General features: G+C 62.9%; 20 protein-coding genes. 5 read left to right on the plus strand and 15 right to left on the minus strand.

Annotation, left to right across the window (positions count from 1 at the left end):
* Positions 1-37 precede the first annotated feature (37 nt).
* Together clpA and clpS are read right to left on the minus strand one after the other, a co-directional pair.
* Positions 38-2,338, minus strand: a complete 2,301-nt coding sequence (gene clpA / locus EWM63_RS05465) for an ATP-dependent Clp protease ATP-binding subunit ClpA (protein WP_130185625.1) — start codon at positions 2,336-2,338, stop codon at positions 38-40.
* On the minus strand, positions 2,335-2,637 hold the full coding sequence (gene clpS, locus EWM63_RS05470; RefSeq protein ID WP_130185626.1) for an ATP-dependent Clp protease adapter ClpS: 303 nt from the start codon (positions 2,635-2,637) through the stop codon (positions 2,335-2,337). Before clpS ends, clpA begins: the two co-directional genes overlap by 4 nt.
* 328 nt (positions 2,638-2,965) lie before the next feature.
* Between clpS and cspE the strand changes: the two genes are divergently transcribed.
* Positions 2,966-3,169: a transcription antiterminator/RNA stability regulator CspE gene (gene cspE, locus EWM63_RS05475; RefSeq protein ID WP_107141363.1), complete on the plus strand. Its 204-nt coding sequence runs from the start codon at positions 2,966-2,968 to the stop codon at positions 3,167-3,169.
* 140 nt (positions 3,170-3,309) lie between these two features.
* The gene (locus EWM63_RS05480; RefSeq protein WP_165390754.1) at positions 3,310-3,984 is read left to right on the plus strand and encodes a PEP-CTERM sorting domain-containing protein; all 675 of its coding nucleotides are present in this window, start codon (positions 3,310-3,312) and stop codon (positions 3,982-3,984) included.
* A gap of 66 nt (positions 3,985-4,050) precedes the next feature.
* On the opposite strand, the gene icd is transcribed toward EWM63_RS05480, so the two are convergent.
* Complete coding sequence (gene icd, locus EWM63_RS05485; RefSeq protein ID WP_130185628.1) at positions 4,051-5,304, minus strand: NADP-dependent isocitrate dehydrogenase; 1,254 nt, start codon at positions 5,302-5,304, stop codon at positions 4,051-4,053.
* A gap of 138 nt (positions 5,305-5,442) precedes the next feature.
* Between icd and EWM63_RS05490 the strand changes: the two genes are divergently transcribed.
* Together EWM63_RS05490 and EWM63_RS05495 are read left to right on the plus strand one after the other, a co-directional pair.
* Positions 5,443-6,000 (plus strand): pseudouridine synthase, encoded by a 558-nt coding sequence (locus EWM63_RS05490; protein WP_130185629.1) that lies wholly within the window; start codon positions 5,443-5,445, stop codon positions 5,998-6,000.
* A gap of 93 nt (positions 6,001-6,093) precedes the next feature.
* The gene (locus EWM63_RS05495) at positions 6,094-6,543 is read left to right on the plus strand and encodes a DUF192 domain-containing protein (RefSeq protein WP_371861192.1); all 450 of its coding nucleotides are present in this window, start codon (positions 6,094-6,096) and stop codon (positions 6,541-6,543) included.
* A gap of 116 nt (positions 6,544-6,659) precedes the next feature.
* On the opposite strand, the gene rpsT is transcribed toward EWM63_RS05495, so the two are convergent.
* Positions 6,660-6,926: a 30S ribosomal protein S20 gene (gene rpsT / locus EWM63_RS05500; protein WP_130185630.1), complete on the minus strand. Its 267-nt coding sequence runs from the start codon at positions 6,924-6,926 to the stop codon at positions 6,660-6,662.
* A gap of 271 nt (positions 6,927-7,197) precedes the next feature.
* On the opposite strand from rpsT, the gene murJ reads away from it, so the two are divergent.
* The gene (murJ, locus tag EWM63_RS05505; protein ID WP_130185631.1) at positions 7,198-8,748 is read left to right on the plus strand and encodes a murein biosynthesis integral membrane protein MurJ; all 1,551 of its coding nucleotides are present in this window, start codon (positions 7,198-7,200) and stop codon (positions 8,746-8,748) included.
* A gap of 360 nt (positions 8,749-9,108) precedes the next feature.
* On the opposite strand, the gene EWM63_RS05510 is transcribed toward murJ, so the two are convergent.
* The 11 genes from EWM63_RS05510 to EWM63_RS05560 all read right to left on the minus strand — a co-directional run bounded on the left by EWM63_RS05510 (position 9,109) and on the right by EWM63_RS05560 (position 18,951).
* A complete protein-coding gene (locus tag EWM63_RS05510) occupies positions 9,109-9,582 on the minus strand; it encodes an FxDxF family PEP-CTERM protein (protein WP_130185632.1) in 474 nt (157 codons plus the stop codon).
* Positions 9,583-9,847: 265 nt separating this feature from the next.
* Positions 9,848-10,708, minus strand: coding sequence for a type II secretion system protein (locus tag EWM63_RS05515; protein WP_130185633.1), 861 nt, complete (start codon positions 10,706-10,708; stop codon positions 9,848-9,850).
* The gene (locus tag EWM63_RS05520; RefSeq protein ID WP_130185634.1) at positions 10,674-11,054 is read right to left on the minus strand and encodes a type II secretion system protein; all 381 of its coding nucleotides are present in this window, start codon (positions 11,052-11,054) and stop codon (positions 10,674-10,676) included. The genes EWM63_RS05515 and EWM63_RS05520 overlap by 35 nt, the downstream gene beginning before the upstream one ends.
* Positions 11,055-11,069: 15 nt before the next feature.
* On the minus strand, positions 11,070-11,546 hold the full coding sequence (locus EWM63_RS05525; RefSeq protein WP_130190205.1) for a type II secretion system protein: 477 nt from the start codon (positions 11,544-11,546) through the stop codon (positions 11,070-11,072).
* Positions 11,547-11,554: 8 nt separating this feature from the next.
* The gene (locus tag EWM63_RS05530; RefSeq protein WP_307720827.1) at positions 11,555-13,609 is read right to left on the minus strand and encodes a secretin GspD/PilQ domain-containing protein; all 2,055 of its coding nucleotides are present in this window, start codon (positions 13,607-13,609) and stop codon (positions 11,555-11,557) included.
* Positions 13,606-14,163: a hypothetical protein gene (locus tag EWM63_RS05535; RefSeq protein WP_130185635.1), complete on the minus strand. Its 558-nt coding sequence runs from the start codon at positions 14,161-14,163 to the stop codon at positions 13,606-13,608. Before EWM63_RS05535 ends, EWM63_RS05530 begins: the two co-directional genes overlap by 4 nt.
* The gene (locus EWM63_RS05540; RefSeq protein ID WP_229487743.1) at positions 14,160-14,723 is read right to left on the minus strand and encodes a hypothetical protein; all 564 of its coding nucleotides are present in this window, start codon (positions 14,721-14,723) and stop codon (positions 14,160-14,162) included. The genes EWM63_RS05535 and EWM63_RS05540 overlap by 4 nt, the downstream gene beginning before the upstream one ends.
* Positions 14,720-15,256 (minus strand): hypothetical protein, encoded by a 537-nt coding sequence (locus EWM63_RS05545; RefSeq protein WP_307720866.1) that lies wholly within the window; start codon positions 15,254-15,256, stop codon positions 14,720-14,722. The genes EWM63_RS05540 and EWM63_RS05545 overlap by 4 nt, the downstream gene beginning before the upstream one ends.
* A gap of 5 nt (positions 15,257-15,261) precedes the next feature.
* Positions 15,262-16,071 (minus strand): hypothetical protein, encoded by an 810-nt coding sequence (locus EWM63_RS05550; protein ID WP_130185637.1) that lies wholly within the window; start codon positions 16,069-16,071, stop codon positions 15,262-15,264.
* Positions 16,064-17,770: a GspE/PulE family protein gene (locus EWM63_RS05555; RefSeq protein ID WP_207221248.1), complete on the minus strand. Its 1,707-nt coding sequence runs from the start codon at positions 17,768-17,770 to the stop codon at positions 16,064-16,066. The genes EWM63_RS05550 and EWM63_RS05555 overlap by 8 nt, the downstream gene beginning before the upstream one ends.
* Complete coding sequence (locus EWM63_RS05560; protein WP_130185638.1) at positions 17,767-18,951, minus strand: type II secretion system F family protein; 1,185 nt, start codon at positions 18,949-18,951, stop codon at positions 17,767-17,769. The genes EWM63_RS05555 and EWM63_RS05560 overlap by 4 nt, the downstream gene beginning before the upstream one ends.
* Between the last annotated feature and the right edge of the window lie 10 nt (positions 18,952-18,961).

Raw genomic sequence — 18,961 nt, forward strand, 5'->3', positions numbered from 1 at the left:
CCGCTCTCGCGAGCGGGTTTTTTCGTTGCAAAGAGGATTACTCCACTTCGACCGTTTCCGGCGGCGGCAACGGGGCCGCATCCGGTTCCGGGAAGTCCAGCTTGATCTGGTCTTTCTCGTCCAGGTCCACCGTCACCCTGCCGCCGGTAACGAGGCGGCCGAACAGCAGCTCGTCGGCCAGCGCCTTGCGGATCATGTCCTGGATCAGGCGGGACATCGGACGGGCGCCCATCAGCGGATCGAAGCCCTTCTTCGCCAGGAACTTGCGCAAGTGCTCCGTGAAGATCGCTTCCACTTTCTTCTCGTGCAGCTGCTCTTCCAGCTGCATCAGGAACTTGTCCACCACGCGCAGGATGATTTCCTCGTCCAGCGCGCGGAAGCTGATGATCGCATCGATCCGGTTGCGGAATTCCGGCGTGAACATCCGCTTCAGGTCGGCCATTTCGTCGCCGGTTTCCTTGGTGTTCGTGAAACCGATCGGCGCACGCTGCAGCGCTTCCGCGCCCGCGTTGGTCGTCATGATGATGATCACGTTGCGGAAGTCCGCCTTGCGACCGTTGTTGTCCGTCAGCGTGCCATGGTCCATCACCTGCAGCAGGATGTTGAAGATATCCGGATGCGCCTTCTCGATCTCGTCGAGCAGCAGCACCGCATGCGGTTTCTTCGTGATCGCCTCGGTCAGCAGGCCGCCCTGGTCGAAACCAACGTAGCCCGGCGGCGCGCCGATCAGGCGCGATACCGCGTGACGCTCCATGTACTCGGACATGTCGAAGCGGATCAGCTCGATGCCGAGGATGAATGCCAGCTGCTTCGCCACTTCGGTCTTGCCGACTCCGGTCGGGCCGGAGAACAGGAACGAACCGATCGGTTTATCCTGCTTGCCCAGGCCGGCACGCGACATCTTGATGGCCGAGGCCAGCGCTTCGATGGCCGGGTCTTGCCCGAACACCGTGTTGCGCAGGTCGCGGTCGATCGTCTGCAGCTTGCTGCGGTCGTCCTGGTTGACGGTTTGCGGCGGGATCCGCGCGATCTTCGAGATGATCTCTTCGATCTCCGTCTTGCCGATGGTTTTCTTCTGCTTCGACTTCGGCAGGATGCGCTGGGCGGCACCGGCTTCGTCGATCACGTCGATGGCCTTGTCCGGCAGGTGGCGGTCATTGATGAAGCGGGCCGCCAGTTCGGCCGCCGTCGACAGCGCCGACGCCGAATATTTCACGCCGTGGTGCTCCTCGAAGCGCGACTTCAGGCCACGCAGGATCTGCACGGTTTGCTCGACGGTCGGCTCGTTCACGTCCACTTTCTGGAAGCGACGCGACAGTGCATGGTCTTTCTCGAACACGCCGCGGAATTCCGTGAACGTGGTCGCGCCCACGCATTTCAGCTGGCCATTGGCCAATGCCGGCTTGAGCAGGTTCGATGCGTCCAGCGTGCCGCCCGAGGCCGAACCCGCGCCGATGATCGTGTGGATCTCGTCGATGAACAGGATGCCGTTCGGGTTGTCCTTCAGTTGCTTCAGCACGGCCTTCAGGCGCTGCTCGAAGTCGCCACGGTACTTGGTACCGGCCAGCAGCGCGCCCATGTCCAGCGAATACACGACGGCATTCGACAGGATCTCGGGAACCTCGCCCTGCGTGATGCGGTACGCGAGCCCTTCGGCGATCGCGGTCTTGCCCACGCCGGCCTCGCCCACCAGCAGCGGGTTGTTCTTGCGGCGGCGGCACAGGATCTGGATCACGCGGTCCACTTCCTCTTCACGGCCGATCAGCGGATCGATCTTGCCTTCCGCGGCGGACTTGTTGAGGTTCTGCGTAAACTGGTCCAGCGGGCTTTCCTTGGCCTGGCCTTCGGTCTGCGCGCCTTCCTCGACACCCTCGGATGCCTTGGCCGCTTCGCCGGACTGGTCCTTTCGCACGCCGTGCGAAATGAAGTTGACGACGTCCAGTCGCGTTACGCCCTGCTGGTGCAGGTAGTAGACGGCATGCGAGTCCTTCTCGCCGAAGATGGCCACCAGCACGTTCGCGCCCGTGACTTCCTTCTTGCCGTTCGACGCCGACTGCACGTGCATGATGGCGCGCTGGATCACGCGCTGGAAGCCGAGGGTGGGTTGCGTGTCGACCTCGCCCGTGCCGGGTACGGTCGGGGTGTTGTCGCCGATGAAGTTGGTCAGTGTCTTGCGCAGGTCTTCGATATTGACCGCGCAGGCACGCAACACTTCGGCTGCCGAAGGATTGTCCAGCAGCGCCAGCAACAAATGCTCAACCGTGATGAATTCATGCCGTGCCTGCCGAGCCTCGACAAACGCCATGTGCAAACTTACTTCCAATTCCTGCGCAATCATACTTCCTCCATCACGCACTGCAGGGGATGCCCTGCCTTGCGCGCATGCGTTAAAACGAACTCCACCTTGGTTGATGCAATATCTTTTGAGAACACACCGCACACGCCTTTACCGTAGCGGTGCACACTCAGCATAATTTGCGTAGCCGTTTCCCGATCCTTGTTGAAATATTCCTGAATGATCGCGACCACGAATTCCATCGGGGTGTAGTCGTCGTTCAACAACGCCACCTGGTACATGGGAGGCGGCTTCAGCGTTTGCCGCTCCAGGACGGTCTCGGTGTCATGCTTGGTTGCCATACGCTTATATTCTAATGCTTTCGTGGTCGGTGCAACGCCCGTTTAGCTGGGCGTTTCCATTTGTCCTCAATCTTACGCGCTTTCCCAACTGTGCGCAGATGGCGACCCCCGGCGCAAAATCAAGTGCTTTCATCATTTCTCCTGTTGCAAAAATCGTACTATTGCCGCGACAAAGCGCTTGACACAAAAAATTGTTCCGCCAACAATGCCATATCGACTGGTGCAGAAATGTACATGTTGGTAAGAAGTGAGTTGTCGAGGAGGGGGCAGGAAGCTTCTTGCTTTTATGGCTCGTGTGATTCGTTATTATTTGAAAGTTCTTTTTATTATGGCAACTGGTACCGTTAAGTGGTTCAATGACTCCAAAGGTTTCGGCTTCATCACCCCTGATGATGGTGGCGAAGATTTGTTCGCGCACTTCTCCGCAATCAACATGAACGGCTTCAAGACCCTGAAAGAAGGTCAAAAGGTGCAGTTCGAAGTCACGCAAGGCCCTAAAGGCAAGCAAGCTTCCAACATCCAGGCTAGCTGATCAGCTTCCTCGACTGTAAAAGAACCCCGCAACCGCGGGGTTTTTTTTCGGCCGTTGCACCGCTAGCTTGCAAGTAACACAAGGCCTTGCATTAAGCATATTTGACCACTGTCATGTTTTTCAATCAACAGAGAGGAATCATGAAATTCGGACATATCATACTTGCGGCCACTGTGCTGGCTGCCACCGCCCAGGCCGGCGCAACCAACTATGGCGACCTTCGCCTCGAGCATCTTACCTTATCCAATATCAGATCTTCAGGGGATACGCCAGCGCAGCCAGTGGTCGTATCGACCGCGGGATTGACCACGCGCCTGTCGTTTGACGGGTGGGGAGACTACGTCCACGTCGACAGCAGCGCCGGCCCGACTTATCTGGACTCCTCCCTGGCAATGCTTGCCACGCCGGATCAGGGCTTCGCCGTGAAATCGCTCACCTTCAGTGCTCGCCTGGACGTCGACTTGCAAGGCCCGCCCCTGCTGGACTGGCAATATCCGAAGTACACGTTCTATTTCGAATCGCCCGGGCTGCTCGGCACGTCCCTGGGAATGGCCGAGACAGACTTTACTGAAAGCCACAAGTTTGGGCCGGAAATCGGCGTGGAACCGATGATCGACCCGTTCACGATTCGCGTGTACTCAGGTGCGGAAACGTTCGGCGGGCTGAGCGCGAGCCAGTACCAGTCGCTGAGCTTCCGCGACATTACGCTGGACATCGAACTGGTCCAGCTGCCCGTGCCAGAACCGTCGTCCTGGCTGATGATCACGACCGGCATGCTGGCCGTCGGCGTAGCCGCGCGCCGGCGCAAGACTTGAGATACTCGGCGCCTGAATGAAAAAACCCGCACGTCGTGCGGGTTTTGCTGATCGCGCCACTGACTCCTACATATTCTCGATCATCACTTCGCCGAAGCCCGAGCACGACACCTGCGTGGCGCCTTCCATCAGGCGGGCAAAATCATACGTGACCCGTTTCGACGTGATGGCTTTCTCCATCGATGCAATGATCAGGTTGGCCGCCTCGACCCAGCCCATGTGGCGTAGCATCATTTCGGCGGACAGGATCAGCGAACCCGGGTTGACGTAATCCTTGCCGGCATACTTGGGTGCGGTACCGTGCGTGGCTTCGAACATCGCCACCGAATCGGACATGTTCGCGCCCGGCGCGATGCCGATGCCGCCCACCTGGGCCGCCAGCGCGTCGGAAATATAGTCGCCGTTCAGGTTCAGCGTGGCGATCACGCTGTACTCGGCCGGGCGCAGCAGGATCTGCTGCAGGAAAGCGTCGGCGATCGAATCCTTGACGATGATGTCCTTGCCGGTTTTCGGGTTCTTCACCTTGCACCATGGCCCGCCATCGATCAGCTCGCCACCGAACTCCTTTTGCGCCAGCGCGTAGGCCCAGTCGCGGAAGCCACCCTCGGTGTACTTCATGATGTTGCCCTTGTGGACGATCGTGACAGATGGCTTGTCATTGTCGATCGCATACTGGATCGCCTTGCGCATCAGGCGCTCCGTGCCTTCGCGCGACACCGGCTTGATGCCGAGGCCGGAGGTTTCCGGGAAGCGGATCTTGCGCACGCCCAGCTCTTCCTGCAGGAAGCGGATCAGCTTTTTCGCCCCTTCCGAGCCTGCGGCATATTCGATGCCGGCATAGATGTCTTCCGAGTTTTCGCGGAAGATGACCATGTCCGTCTTGTGCGGTTCCTTGACCGGCGACGGCACGCCGGCAAACCAGCGCACGGGGCGCAGGCAGACATACAGGTCCAGCTCCTGGCGCAACGCCACGTTCAGCGAACGGATGCCGCCACCAACCGGGGTCGTCAACGGCCCCTTGATCGACACCACATAGTCCCTCACCACCTGCAGCGTTTCCTCGGGCAACCAGACATCGGGCCCGTAGACCTTGGTGGATTTCTCGCCGGCATAGATTTCCATCCAGCTGATGCGTCGCTCGCCGCCATAGGCTTTTGCCACGGCGGCATCGACCACCTTCAGCATCACGGGTGTGATGTCGACGCCGGTGCCGTCGCCCTCGATGAACGGAATAATCGGCTGGCTCGGCACGTTCAGCGAATAATCGGCGTTGACGGTAATCTTCTCGCCGTCGACCGGCACTTTGATATGTTGGTACATCGAGTTCTCCGAAGTGAAGCGACGCTGGCGGCGCCAATGACCTGTAGTTCACGCGTGTCTTCTATAAGATAAAAGACAACGGACGATTATGCATCAGTATTTTACTGGCTGCCATCCTTTAGTCGGTACAATCCCGCAATGCTGATCTTACTTAACAAGCCATTCGGCGTATTGTGCCAGTTTTCGCCGCAGCCCGAACGCCGGACGCTGGCTGACTGCGTGCCCGTACCGGGCGTTTACCCGGCCGGACGCCTCGATGCCGACAGCGAAGGCTTGCTGCTGCTGACGGACGACGGCAAGCTGCAGCATGCGATCGCCCACCCGGACCGCAAGGAAGCAAAAACCTACCTGGTGCAGGTGGACGGGATCGCCGATGCCGACGCGCTCGCGCGGCTGCAGGCACCGCTCGACCTGGGGGATTTCGTGACGAAACCCTGCCGCGCGGTACGTATCGCCGAGCCGGAGTGGCTGTGGCCGCGTGACCCGCCGATTCGCGCGCGGGTCGACAAGCCGACCTCGTGGCTGGCGATCACCCTGCAGGAAGGCAAGAACCGGCAAGTGCGGCGCATGACGGCCGCCGTCGGCCTGCCCACGCTGCGCCTGGTGCGCAGCGCGATCGGGGCGGTATCCCTTGCCAGCCATCCCCTGATGCCGGGCGAATGGATCGAGATCGACGCGGCGCAACTGAAGGCTTAAGGCTACCTTAGGAACAGCAGCGCATCGCGCCCGCACGGCTATCATTGCGCCTGCCAGCCATGAACTATTTGTTCGACCAACGTTACCCACGTCATGATGAAGACAATCTCCGCCCTCATAGCCCTCGTCGCCTTCGGCGCAGCGACGGGCAGTGCCGCCCAGGACGGGCGCTTCGGCACCACCACGCTGACCGCCGGCATGCACCTCATCAAGGCCGAGGTCGCGGCGACCGAAGCACAACGTGCGCAGGGCCTGATGCACCGCGAGTCGATGCCGGCCAACGCCGGGATGGTATTTGTTTTCGATGCGCCGGCCACCCAGTGCATGTGGATGAAGAACACGCTGTTGCCGTTATCGGTCGCTTTCATCGATGCCGGAGGCACGATCGTCAACATTCGCGACATGCAGCCGCAAACCCTTGACAGCCACTGCTCGACGAAAGGCGTGCCGGTGAAGTATGCGCTCGAGATGAACCGTGGCTGGTTCCAGCAAAAGCATATCAAGCCGGGCATGAAGATCGGCAATCTGCCGCCGCAACGCTAGGCTCGCCATCTCCAGCGCGAACGGGATCGCCGCGCAAAGCGAAAAACCCGCGATGGCAATGCCATGCGGGTTTTAAGTGTGCACCTGTCTGGCGGCCATTGCCGCCGCACGCGAACTTAGGCGGCCAGTGCCTTCAGGGCAGCTGCCAGGCGGCTCTTGTGGCGAGCGGCCTTGTTCTTGTGGATGATTTTCTTGTCAGCGATCGAGTCGATGGTCGACACGGAGGACTGGAAGATCTGCGTTGCGGCAGCCTTGTCGCCGGCCTGGATGGCCTTGCGGACAGCCTTGATCGCGGTACGCAGGGTCGAACGCTGTGCCGAGTTGTGCGCGTTTTGCTTGACTGCTTGACGAGCGCGTTTGCGCGCTTGTGCGGTATTTGCCATGGAATTTCCTAAATCGTTGTCAAAGTTCGTTTGCAAACAACAGCGTTTGCCAAACCGGTGCGTTCAGTCTGACCACGCAGGCCAACGCAGAGCTGGTCAACATCGATGTCTGCGTCACTGAATTCTGTACAGCCTTAAATTATAACGACCTTTTGATGCCGGAGCAATTCAAAAAGCGGGAAACTTGCCGGAATCTTGCCAAAACCATACACGCCGGGCTTCAGAAGATTGTAAGACTGGCATCGTGGAGGCACGGCTATAATCTCGGCCCATGAACCTGCTCAGAACCCTAGCCGCCGTCTCCAGCATGACCATGCTGTCGCGCGTTACAGGGCTGCTGCGCGAAAGCCTGTTCGCCCGGGCTTTCGGTGCCGGCGCCTATACCGACGCCTTCAATGTGGCCTTCCGTATCCCGAACCTGCTGCGCCGCCTGTTTGCCGAGGGCGCGTTTTCCCAAGCCTTCGTGCCCATCCTTGCCGAATACAAGAATCGCGAAGGACTCGAGGCAAGCAAGACCCTGTCCGACCATGTCGCCAATTGCCTGGTATGGGCCACGCTGCTCGTCAGCGCCGCCGGTATCCTCGGCGCCCCGCTCCTGCTGGCGGTGATCGCCGGGGGACTGAAGCAGGATAGCGGCGCATTCGATGCCGCTGTCTGGATGACAAGGCTGATGTTCCCGTACATTGCCTGCATGTCGTTCGTGGCCATGGCCGGCGGCATCCTGAACACGTGGCGCCAGTTCAAGATCCCCGCGTTCACGCCAGTGCTGCTGAACCTGTCGATGATCTCGGGCTCGCTGTTCCTGGCACCTTATCTCGAACAGCCGGTCTATGCGCAGGCCATCGCCGTGTTCGTGGGCGGCCTGCTCCAGGTGGCGATCCAGGTGCCGGCACTGGTGAATATCGGCATGCTGCCGCGCCTGTCGATCAATCCGCTCGCAGGACTGCGCGACGCCGGCGTGCGCCGCGTGCTGAAAAAGATGGGGCCGGCCGTGTTCGCCGTGGCCGCCGCCCAGATCAGCCTGATGATCAACACGGCCATCGCCTCGCACTTGCGCGAAGGCAGCATTTCCTGGCTCACCTATGCCGACCGCCTGATGGAGTTTCCGACCGCCCTGCTGGGCGTGGCGCTGGGCACGATCCTGCTGCCCAGCCTTTCCAAGGCCAACGTGGATGGCGATCCGCGGGAATATTCCGCACTGCTGGACTGGGGGCTGCGCCTGACGCTCCTGCTGGCGATCCCGGCCGCCGTCGGCCTGGCCGTGCTGGCCCTGCCGTTGATCGCCACGTTGTTCCACTACGGCCACTTCAGCGATGAAGCGGCTCGCATGTCGGCCCGGCCATTGGTCGCCTATGCAGTCGGGCTGATCGGCATCATCCTCGTCAAGACGCTGGCGCCGGCGTTCTATGCCAAGCAGGATATCCGCACGCCGGTGAAGATCGCGGTGGGCGTGCTGATTACCACCCAGTTGATGAACCTGGTGTTCGTGCCCTTCCTCGAGGTGGCCGGCCTGGCGCTGTCGATCGGCGTGGGCGCCTGCGTCAACGCGACCCTCCTGTTCACGGGGCTGCGCAAGCGCGACATTTACCGGCCACTGCCCGGCTGGGGCAAGTTTTTCATGAAGCTCGTTGTCGCCGTTATGCTGATGGGTGGCGTAGCATGGTTCGGTAGCCAGCAGTTCGACTGGCTGGGCCTGCGCGAAACGCCGTTCCTGCGTGCCGGTGCCCTGTTCCTCATCATTGGCGCCTGCGGCACCGTGTACTTCGGCGCCTTGCTTGCGCTGGGATTCCGCCTGCGCGATTTCAAACGCACGGGCAAGTAGCTGAACTTGATGCGCTGTTAACGTAAAGTGGTCATTGCTTAGCAACATGAAACTATGCGCGCCGTTGTCGCGGGTGCCACGATCACGCGAAGGCACTGGCCTGGTTGCACGACGTTGGCAGGAAAGGCTTGCAGAAGAGCGAGCTCATCGTAGGAAAGCTGGCGCTGCGCCAGCGCCTTGAACACCACTTGGAACTCCGCTGCGTCCATTGTGCCCTTCGTGTCAACACGAAGTACCTCAACAGAAGATCACACCGTGATTGCGCAGGAAAGCTTCCCAAGCTTACGCGCACGGCGCCAAAAGTAACCAGGCAAAAAAAAACCCGCTGCCACGGCAGCGGGTTTTTCGCATGAAACTGAATTACGCTTGCTTGGACTTGCGACGGGCCAGGAAGCCCATGATGCCCAGGCCGCCCAGCAGCATGCCGTAGGTGGTTGGTTCCGGTACAGCGGAAGTCACGGTAACTTCGCCACTGTACTTCGCGCCGGCCAGCGCGGTGCCGTACAGGTTCAGCACGAACGGGCCTTGGTCGGTCACTTCCACTTCGAAGAATTTTGCCTTGTTACCGAAGATTTCGCCGGTGGTACCGTTCAGGTTGCTATTGGCGCCGAAGGTCAGGTTCTGGCCGCTGATCGATACCAGGATGTTGTAGAAGCCAGCTTCCAGGCCGTTGAACGTAATCACATCGTGACCGCCGTACAGTGCGCCATTGACAGCGTTCGAGGTGTTGAAGAAGTTGTCGGCCCCGACGTTCAACGTGACGGTCTGGTTGTCTGCGAACGCGCTCATCGAAGCGACGGCCAGTACGGAAGCTACGGCGAATTTGAGTTTCATGAAATTATCCTTGTGAGAGTAGTAGTAGTAGTACGTCGCTGGTCAGTACATTGCTGAACTGCTGAGATAGATCATAACATAATGGCACTAAAAAATAACACAATGAAATTGTAAATTTTTTAGTGCAAGTATTTTTTACGCAACATTCATTGCAGCGGCGTCTACTCTACAGGAAATTCCTTCTCGTGTGTTTCTTTTAGTAACTAAGTGTTGCTTTATGAAATTGAAATATGTGTACCTCCAACAACACCGCGGTCGCGTATGGTCAGGAATCGGTGTTCGCTGGTATCGGCGCTGGAGATTCGACCGGAGCGTCTGTTGCGGGCTCGACCGGCGTCACCGGTTCGGCTTGCTCAGGCTCGGTCGGTTCGACAGGCTCGGCCGGAGCATCAGCGGCATTGTCTGCCGGCTCTTCTGCCTCCGTTGGCTTCGGTGGCTCTTCCACAACAGTCACGGGATTGCCTGTGCTCGTGCCTGTGCCTGGAGCAGGAATAAACGTCGGTGCGCTGCCAGTCTGGGAACCGGACTGGCCTGGCTGGCCTGGTTGACCTGGCGCGCCCGGCTGGCCGGGCTTGGTTTGTCCAGGCTGGCCCGGCTCTCCTGGCTTGACCTGGCCCGGCGGCAGCGGTTCCTGACCATCGAAGGTAAATACCCATTCGGAGATCTTCTGCTTGCCGTTGAACGCCTGGAAGCGCGAGGGGAAATTGGCGACCTTGATCGGCGTGGCGGCCGAGAGGCTGTAGATACCCAGGATCCCACGGTTGTCGGCCAGATAGCGGATGCCCCACTCCGCCTTGCCCGTCATGGGATCGATGAAGATCTTGCGCAGGTGGCGGCGCGTCCCCGGGAAGCGTGGATCCTTCAGCAGTTCCTTCAGCGTGGGCGGCTGGGGTGGCTGGCCGGCCGGCGTGGCGGCGGCATAGCTCTTCAGCGCGTTGCTGAACTGCTCGCCGATGTGCAGGAGATCGCGTTCGGCCTGCGCGCGCTGCAGCGTAACGCCAACGCGCACGGTGGTGGCGGCAACGAGCCCGATGATGGCAACCAGGATGATAAGCCCCACATACGTGAAGCCACCGGCCGCGCGCGGCCGCTTACCACTCCGAATATGGCTTGCCGCTGCGGTCATTGCCCGGTGCTCCGCTCTTGATGTCGGCGATGCCGCCCTGCGCCGGGTCTTCCGGCGGCAGCAGTTGCCAGCTGTCGGCCGTTTCCGTGATGGGGTCGATGGGCAGCGCGCGCAGGTATTTTTTCTCGACCAGCTGTTCCAGCGATTCGGGATAACGGCCGGTATCGCCATAGAACTGGTCGATGACCAAGCGCGTGCTGCGCAGGTTATCGGCGAGGATGGTTTCCTTGGCCTTGTCGACGCTGGGGAAATAACGGGGCACGGCCAGCGTCAATAGCAGCGCCACGATGCCCAGCACCACCAGCAACTCGATCAGCGTGAATCCCTTGGACAGCTTGTTTACCATGTGCCTGCCATTTGCTTACCATTTTCGATAGGGGATGCCGTTCAGCCCTATCTTGTCGGAATTCGAATACACGTCATAGACATCCTCGCCTTCGCGCGGTTCCTCGGCCTCGCTGGCGTAACTGCGCTTGCCCCAGGTCTGCGCGGCCGAAAGCTCGCTGTCGGTCGAGAACGGGTCGCGCGGCACGCGGCGCAGGAAAAAGATCTTGCCCCGCTTCGGGTCGCGCAAGTCCGTCACGCCCTCGGCCAGCGTCTCCAGGTTTTTTGGATAACCGGTGCCGCCGATGGTCTTTTCGATCCGCCCGTCATCATAGGCCTGCTTGTAGTCGTCGAGTCCCTTGCGAATCTGGTACAGCGCCGTGCGCAACTCGCCCTCGTTGCGGCGCTGCACAGTTACTTGCGCCGTCGGGATCACGAGCGCCGCCAGCAGGCCGAGGATGGCCACGGTGACGAGCAGCTCGATCAGCGTGAAGCCGCGCCGCCGGTGGAGCATGCCATTCATCACTGGTTCTGCGCGGGCGGCGGCGCGGTGGTCGCCGGCGGCGGCACGGTGGTCTGGGGCGGCGGCGCGACCGGCAATACCTGCACCGGCTGCTGCGTCACGCTCGATGCCGGACCTGGTTGCGACGTCGACAGCGGCACACCTGCCGGCGTGCCGGACTCCTGGGGTGTTGCCTGCACGGCTGGCGCACCACTCGCTGGCGCCCCATCGGCCGGCGTGCCCGGTACTGGTGCGCCACGCTGCGGCAACAGCACCGGGGTGCGTGCCGACAGTTCGGGCTTGCGGCGGAAGTTCGCTTCCGTGCCGGCCGAGAACTCGGTGGCATCGGCGGGCGGGCGCTGCAGGTTGCGCACCAGGCGTGGCGTAATCGACAGCACGATCTCTGTTTTCTGGGAGTCGTCTGAATGCGTGCCGAACAGCCGGCCGACGATCGGCAGGTCACCCAGGCCCGGCACCCGGTTGCCGCCCTTGCGTTCCTCGTTGTTGATCAGGCCGGCCAGCACCTGGTTCTCGCCATCCTTCAGTTGCAACATCGTGGAGGCCTGGCGGGTACCGATCTGGTAAGCCGTGGTGCCGGAATTGGTCTTGATCGTGCTGACCAGGTTCGACACCTCGAGCGAAATGCGGATGGCCACCTCGTTGTTCAGGTAGATGGTCGGCTCCGCATTCAATGTCAGGCCCACGTCGACGTAGCTGACGCTTTCCTGCGCAAAACCGGCGGTGCCGGGCGAAACCGTGGTGGTGATGACCGGGACCTTGTCGCCAATCAGGATCTTGGCTTTTTCCTTGTTGCGCACGCGGATGCGCGGATTGGCCAGCAAGTTCGAATCCGACGCATTGCGGTTCGCCGTCGCCGTGGCACTGATCCCGGTGATGCTGAGGGTGCGCCGGTTCAGGTTGTCGAGATCGTTCAGCGTGATTTTCGAGCCTTCGCCGGTGACCAGCGGCGCCAGCGTCACGCTGGTGGGCCAGGCCACGCCCAGCTGCATCAGGCTGCTGCGCTTGACTTCGAGGATCTCCACTTCCAGCATCACTTCCGGCTCGGCCATGTCCTGCACCGCCACGATCTTCTCGGCCAGCCGTACGGCATCGGCATTGTCGCGCATGATGACGAGGTTCAGCTTTTCGTCGGCCACCACGTCGCGCGACTTCAGGATCGTCTTCAGCGTGTTGGCGACCAGCTTGGCTTCGGCGTTGGCGAGATAGAAGGTCTTGACGACGGTTTCCTGGTATTCCTTCAGCTTGGCGGCGATGTTCGGGTAGATCAGGATCGTGTTCGCATCCATCACCTGCTGTTCCAGCTGGTTCGTCATCAGCAGGTAGTACACGGCCGATTCGACGGTGCTGTTCCTCAGCATGATGGTGGTGCGGGTATCGGCCTTCACGTCCTTGTCGAAGACGAAATTGAGGCCGGAGCGCCGCGAGATGACATCGAACACCTGTTTCAGCGGCGCCTCGCGGAACTCGATCGTGATGGGCTGCTTGTAGGCCTTCGCCAGCGCGTTCTCGCCGCCGTTCGGCGGATTCTTCTCGGCGATCTCGCGCTGCAGCGCCCTCGCGCGCGGCTGGTCGGGCTTCTCGGACAGCACTGCCTCGAGCTTGGCCCTGGCGCCATCGAATTCCTTCTTGTCGGCCAGCGCGGCGGCATCGGCGAGCAGCCTGTCATGGCGTTCGCCCATATCGAGTGCGCGCAGCGCCATGCGCGCGCGTTCGTTCTGCGGATTGAGCGCCAGCACGCGCTGGATATTCTGCAATGCGAGTTCGCGCTGGCCTTCCGCCGTCAGCCGCTCGGCCTGGTCCAGGTAGCGCATGATGGCGCGGTCGCGCGCCTGCAGGTACGTGGCGCGGTATTGCGCGTTGCCGGGATCCTGCGCGATCGCTTCCTGCAGCTTCAGCAGGCCTGCCTCGACCTGATCCTTTTCCACCAGCGCGGTACCGTCGCGATAGGCCATCTGCCCGGCGCAACCCGCCAATGCCAGGGCCAGCGCGGACAGCGTCAGCACCCGGCACACCCGGCCACCACGTACCCAGCCTCGATTCGCGTGCTTGTTCAATCCATGACTCCAATATTTAGCTGTTGCACCTGGTTCAGGGGCAGGTAAGTCACCGTCAGTGTCGGCGGCGCGATGGTATCGATGCGGTACATGCCGTCGATCACGGTGCCGACCCGCGCGATATAGGTGCGGTCGGGGCGGGCCAGGTAGACTTCCCAGGCACCATCCGCCACCCCCTTGCCCAATACCGTGAATGGCAGCGGCGGCGCGGTCGGTGCGGGCGGCGGTGGCGGCGGCCCCCTTGGCGCCTCGGGAGGCGGTGGTGGCGGATTCAGGTTCTGGCCGGCGAACACGCCATCGCCGCCCTTGAATGCGCCCTCCCCCGTTGCGCCGATCAGTTCCGCGCGCGGTATCAGGCGGAGGATTGCACCACTTGCCGGCGGCGTGGCACCCTCCCGCGCGGCGGTGCGCGGCGCGCGAACCTGCTGCGCCGCCGGCACCTGCGCCCGCTCGACCGGTTCGGCCACATCATTCTCGGGTGCGTTATCGCCGAACACCGCGAGGCCGACGGCAACCACCAGGGCCGCTCCCATCAGGACGTGCCGGGACTTCACGGCGCCTCCTTCAGGAACAGCGTGATGCGCAACCGCGCTTCCACGGCGGGGTCCGCGATCGTATCGCGCCGGAAGCTTACTTCGTCGAGCGATGCGAATGGCACGGCGGCCAGCGCCTCCAGCGCGAACTGCCAGATGTTGCGGTAAGTGCCCTTCACGGGCAGTGCGACCTGGTACGTGGTCACACCGCTGGCCTTGTCGAACGCGAACTTGTATTCGCCCTGATTGAGCGCAAGGTTGGACTTGCCGGCCAGGTCGAACAGCGTCTTGACCTGCTGCTCGGCATGGCGCTTTTCGCCCAGCGTGGCGTAGAACAGCGACAGGTTTTCATTCGCGGTTGGCGGCAGCGGCGCTTCCGCCAGCGCGGATGCCGTGGGCAGCGGCCGCGCCAGCTCTTCGCGCAACGCAGCCTGCTGCGGCAACAGCCACGCCCAGGTGGCCACGCCGGCCACCAGCAGCGCCACCGCCAGGCATGCGGCCCCACCAGTGCGCATCGCAAACAGGCGCAGCGCCAGCATCAGCGGCGCCAGCTGGATCTCCTTCATCGCGCTGTCCTTCATCGTGCCCTCCACTGCACTTCGACCTGAAAGCGGATCGGATGGTTCGGATCCTGCTCGCCGATCTCATGGCGCACCAGCGCCGCGGCGGTGAAGAACTCCTGCTGCTTCAGCACTTGTACATAGCCCACCATGTCGTCGCTGTTGCGCGCCTCGGCCGTGATCTTCAGCAGCTGCTTCTTCGGATCGGGATCGAGTGCCAGCAGCGCGATGTTGGCCGGGGTCGCGCTGCCGATTGCATCCTCGAGCGCGCGCCACGGCACGTTCAGTCGCAGGATCGCCGTGTTGACGGCATTGGCCTGCGCTTCCGGAATCGCCACCTCGGCCATGCGCGCCGGCCGGTTCGACAGTGCGGCCTGGCTGGCCCGCAACCGTTCGACCTGTTCTTCGCGCGCGGCACGCTGCTCCGCCATATGCATGGAGAACCAGATGCCGCCGGCGCACAGTGCGATGCCCGCCAGTCCGGCCGCCAGGAACGCCGGATGCAGCCGGTACAGTGCGCGCCGCCAGGTTGCCTGGGCAAAGTCGATCCGCATGGGCTTCACGATGCGCTCCCGGAAAAGGCAAGGCGGCCGGCGGCGGACAGGTCGTCTCCCTGCCCTGCGTCGAGCCGCGTGGTGGTCACCTGTCCTGCGCCAGCCGGCTTGTCCAGCGCGGCGGGCAACGCACCGCACAATTGCAATTGTGCCGGCATGTCGAGGCCCAGCAGCAGCGCCTCGCGGCCCACCATCTGCGTCAGCCAGTAATGGTCGGCTCCCGGCGGCACCTGCAGTGCCCGCACGGCGCGCAGCTGCCGCCCCTCGATCGCGGCCACGGTCAGCAGGCCGTCGTGCAACTGGCCGAACCATGCACCGGGCCGGATCGCGCGGCACCAGCGGTTCCACGCTGTGACGAAGTGCGGCACGACCTGTACCACGTGCAGCCGGTTCTCAAGCGCCACGGCATCGACCAGCGCCAGCAGCGCGCGCGGCACGGCGGCGGCGAAGAACGGCTCGGTGGAGTGCCAGTCCGCCGTGACGTGCCAGGCAGCCGGCCCTTCGCCGTACAGCGCATGGAAGCGCAGCGCGGCGGCAGCTTCGATGTCCGGCAGCCGCGCGGCGCCCGGCGGCGGCGCCACCTGCCACAGGCGGCACAATTCATCCGTCAGCACCACCGTTACCGGCCAGCCGGCCACGTCCTGCCCGGCGAGCAGCGCGCGCAAGGCCCCGCCCAGCGCTTCGATGCCGGGGCCCGGCACCGGCTGCTCGGCCAGCACGTTCACCTTGTCATGACGCCAGCGCGAGCCGGCCAGCAGGCTGACGGCACCCGTTGCCACGCCGAGGCGCAATACCTGTCCGATGGCCCTACGCATGCAGGGTCACCCGCTTGATCTCGGCAAGCGTGGTGCCGCCGCGCTTGACCAGTTCGAGCGCCGCATGGCGCAGGCTGCGCGTGCCGTTCGCATACGCGGCCTGCTTGACCTGGCGGATTGGCCGCTTCTCGACGATCAGCTCGCGGATCTCGTCGTTCAGCGTGAGGATTTCGGCGATCGAGCGCCGGCCCTTGTAGCCGGTGCCGCGGCAGTCGCCGCAGCCTTTGCCGGCCTTGAACTGGTAATCGAACACGTCGGCGCGGGACAGGCCGACGCTGGCCAGCTCGTCGTCGTCCGGCGTGTACTCGGCCGCGCAGTGCGGGCAGTTGATGCGCACCAGGCGCTGTGCCCAGATGCCGTTCAGCGCCGACACGAACGCATAGGGATCGATGCCCATGTGCGTGAAGCGGCCGAACACGTCGAACACGTTGTTGGCGTGCACCGTGGTCAGCACCAGGTGGCCCGTGAGCGCCGACTGCACGGCGATCTCCGCCGTTTCGCGGTCGCGGATCTCGCCGACCATGATCTTGTCCGGGTCGTGCCGCAGGATTGAGCGCAGGCCCTTGGCGAACGTGAGACCCTTTTTCTCGTTGACGGGAATCTGCAGGATGCCGGGCAGCTGGTACTCGACCGGGTCCTCGATCGTGATGATCTTTTCGCGGCCGTTATGGATCTCGGTCAGCGCTGCGTACAGCGTGGTGGTCTTGCCGGAACCGGTCGGCCCCGTGACCAGCAGCATGCCGTAGGCTTCCTGTGCCAGCGTGCGCAGCGTGGCCAGCGAGGGCGCATCGAAGCCCAGCGATTCGAGCGACAGCGAACCATACGCTTCGATCATGGCCCGCTTGTCGAGCACGCGAATGACGGCATCCTCGCCGTGGATGCTGGGCATGATGGACACGCGCAGGTCGATCTCGCGGCCGGCCGATTCGACACGGAAGCTGCCGTCCTGCGGCACGCGCCGCTCGGCGATGTCCAGTTCGGCCAGCACCTTCAGGCGCGAGATGATCTGCTCGGCGACCTCGATGCCGCCCACGGCCGTCGCATGATCGAGCACGCCGTCGACCCGGTACTTCACGGCCAGGCCGCCCGCCGTGCTTTCCAGGTGGATGTCGGAAGCGCCGGCCTTGAGCGCGTCGTACAGCGTGGAATTCACCAGCCGCACCGCCGGGCTGGCCGCCTCGGAGACCGAGGCAAACGACAGCACGGCCGCGGTCTTGCCATCGCGCCGGCCATTCTCGGTACCGGGCAACAGGGAATCGGTGGCACGCGCGCCCTCTTCCTGTTTCGACAGGTAGGCGGCGATGTCGGACTGCAGCGCCAGGCGCACCTGCAGCGGCGCGTGCGGCGTTGCACGCGCCTGCGCCGACAGCCATGTTTGCAGGTCGAGGTCGAACGGATCGGCGATCACGCCGGTCACCATACCTTCATGCGTGCGCAGCAGCACGCACTTCTTCGCCATCGCCTGCGACAGCGGCAACAGGTCGAATGCCGGCGTGAACGCCAGCATCTCGACGGTTTCCAGCACGGCGAGCCCGAACGGCAATGCCAGCGCGCGCACCACGAGGCGCGGCTCCATGCCGGTCAGGGATTCCAGTTCTTCCACCAGCGTGCGCTTGGACACGGCCTGGGCGGCGCGCGCCCGCGCCAGCAGCGCATGATCGAGCGAAACGATGGCGCTCTGTATGGCCGGATTGTTCACGACATTTCTCCGGCAAGGTCAAAAATGGGCATGTACAGCAGTACCACGATGGCGCCCACGATCAAGCCGATGCCCGCCATCAGCAGCGGCTCGAAGGTGCGCGTGAAACGGTCGATCCAGCGGGTGATTTCGCCGTCGTAGAAGGCGGCCGACTGCGTCAGCATCGGCCCGAGGTCGCCGGTGCGTTCGCCCACCCGGAGCATGCGCAGCGAAATCGGCGTGGTGAGCCCGTTGGCTTCAAATGCGGTAGACAGGGGCAAGCCCGATTCCACGGCGCTCTTCGCCAGTTGCAGGCCGCTTTTCACATTGGCCGACACCATGCCTTGCACCGTCTCGATCGCCTGCACGATCGTGATGCCGCCTTCGTTGAGCATGCCCAGCGTGAGATACAGCCGCGACAGTTCATAGATCTTGACCCGTTCGCCGATGGCGGGCAGCCGTGCCAGCAGGCGCACCATGCCGCCGCTTGCCATCAGCCGGCGCACGGTCATGATGACTGCTGCCAGCACGAGCACAAGGCCGGCCAGCAGCGCGCCCGTGTGCGCACCCGCGAACTGGCCCCAGGACAGCATGACCTGCGACAGCCACGGCAGGTTGCGGCCCGCACCCTGGTACACCTCGGCAAACCGCGGCACTACATAGCCGATCAGGAACATGGAAACGCCGCCGCCCACCAGCAGCAGGATCGATGGATAGATGGCGGCCGACACGATCTTGGCGCGCACGATGTCGATGCGCTGCTGGTAATCGATATAGCGTTCGAGCGAACGCGGCAGGTCACTGGTGCCTTCGGCGGCACGCACGATGCCCACGTACAGCGGCGGGAACAATTGCGGCTGCTCGGCCAGCACGGTGGAAAAACGCTGGCCTTCGCGCAAGCCGCCCAGCAGGCGCTCAAGCACGCCGCGCGTGGCAGGGCTGGTTTCTTTTTCCAGCAGCGCTTCGAGTGCCTCGACGATACCCAGGCCGGCCTTGAGCAGCGCCAGCAGTTCCTGGCTGAACAGCACCAGCGAGAGTGCCTTGACGCGGCTGGCACGCAGTGCGCCGCGCACCGGGTGGATGGCACTGACGAACAGGCCGCGCGCCTCGACCTGGCGCCGCGCGTCGGCCTCGTCGCGGCCGTCGACCACGAGGTGGCCGATCACCATTTCCGGCGACAAGGTACGGACGTCGAACTGCATGGAATCGCTG

It is taken from the genome of Pseudoduganella lutea (assembly GCF_004209755.1).
Classification (GTDB): Bacteria; Pseudomonadota; Gammaproteobacteria; order Burkholderiales; family Burkholderiaceae_D; genus Rugamonas; species Rugamonas lutea.

Bases quoted from the DNA above. Each gene is read 5' to 3' on its own strand.
- clpA (WP_130185625.1), bottom strand. From the start codon at position 2,338: ATGATTGCGCAGGAATTGGAAGTAAGTTTGCACATGGCGTTTGTCGAG.
- clpS (WP_130185626.1), bottom strand. From the start codon at position 2,637: ATGGCAACCAAGCATGACACCGAGACCGTCCTGGAGCGGCAAACGCTG.
- cspE (WP_107141363.1), top strand. From the start codon at position 2,966: ATGGCAACTGGTACCGTTAAGTGGTTCAATGACTCCAAAGGTTTCGGC.
- EWM63_RS05480 (WP_165390754.1), top strand. From the start codon at position 3,310: ATGAAATTCGGACATATCATACTTGCGGCCACTGTGCTGGCTGCCACC.
- icd (WP_130185628.1), bottom strand. From the start codon at position 5,304: ATGTACCAACATATCAAAGTGCCGGTCGACGGCGAGAAGATTACCGTC.
- EWM63_RS05490 (WP_130185629.1), top strand. From the start codon at position 5,443: ATGCTGATCTTACTTAACAAGCCATTCGGCGTATTGTGCCAGTTTTCG.
- EWM63_RS05495 (WP_371861192.1), top strand. From the start codon at position 6,094: ATGATGAAGACAATCTCCGCCCTCATAGCCCTCGTCGCCTTCGGCGCA.
- rpsT (WP_130185630.1), bottom strand. From the start codon at position 6,926: ATGGCAAATACCGCACAAGCGCGCAAACGCGCTCGTCAAGCAGTCAAG.
- murJ (WP_130185631.1), top strand. From the start codon at position 7,198: ATGAACCTGCTCAGAACCCTAGCCGCCGTCTCCAGCATGACCATGCTG.
- EWM63_RS05510 (WP_130185632.1), bottom strand. From the start codon at position 9,582: ATGAAACTCAAATTCGCCGTAGCTTCCGTACTGGCCGTCGCTTCGATG.
- EWM63_RS05515 (WP_130185633.1), bottom strand. From the start codon at position 10,708: ATGACCGCAGCGGCAAGCCATATTCGGAGTGGTAAGCGGCCGCGCGCG.
- EWM63_RS05520 (WP_130185634.1), bottom strand. From the start codon at position 11,054: ATGGTAAACAAGCTGTCCAAGGGATTCACGCTGATCGAGTTGCTGGTG.
- EWM63_RS05525 (WP_130190205.1), bottom strand. From the start codon at position 11,546: ATGCTCCACCGGCGGCGCGGCTTCACGCTGATCGAGCTGCTCGTCACC.
- EWM63_RS05540 (WP_229487743.1), bottom strand. From the start codon at position 14,723: ATGAAGGACAGCGCGATGAAGGAGATCCAGCTGGCGCCGCTGATGCTG.
- EWM63_RS05545 (WP_307720866.1), bottom strand. From the start codon at position 15,256: ATGCGGATCGACTTTGCCCAGGCAACCTGGCGGCGCGCACTGTACCGG.
- EWM63_RS05550 (WP_130185637.1), bottom strand. From the start codon at position 16,071: ATGCGTAGGGCCATCGGACAGGTATTGCGCCTCGGCGTGGCAACGGGT.
- EWM63_RS05560 (WP_130185638.1), bottom strand. From the start codon at position 18,951: ATGCAGTTCGACGTCCGTACCTTGTCGCCGGAAATGGTGATCGGCCAC.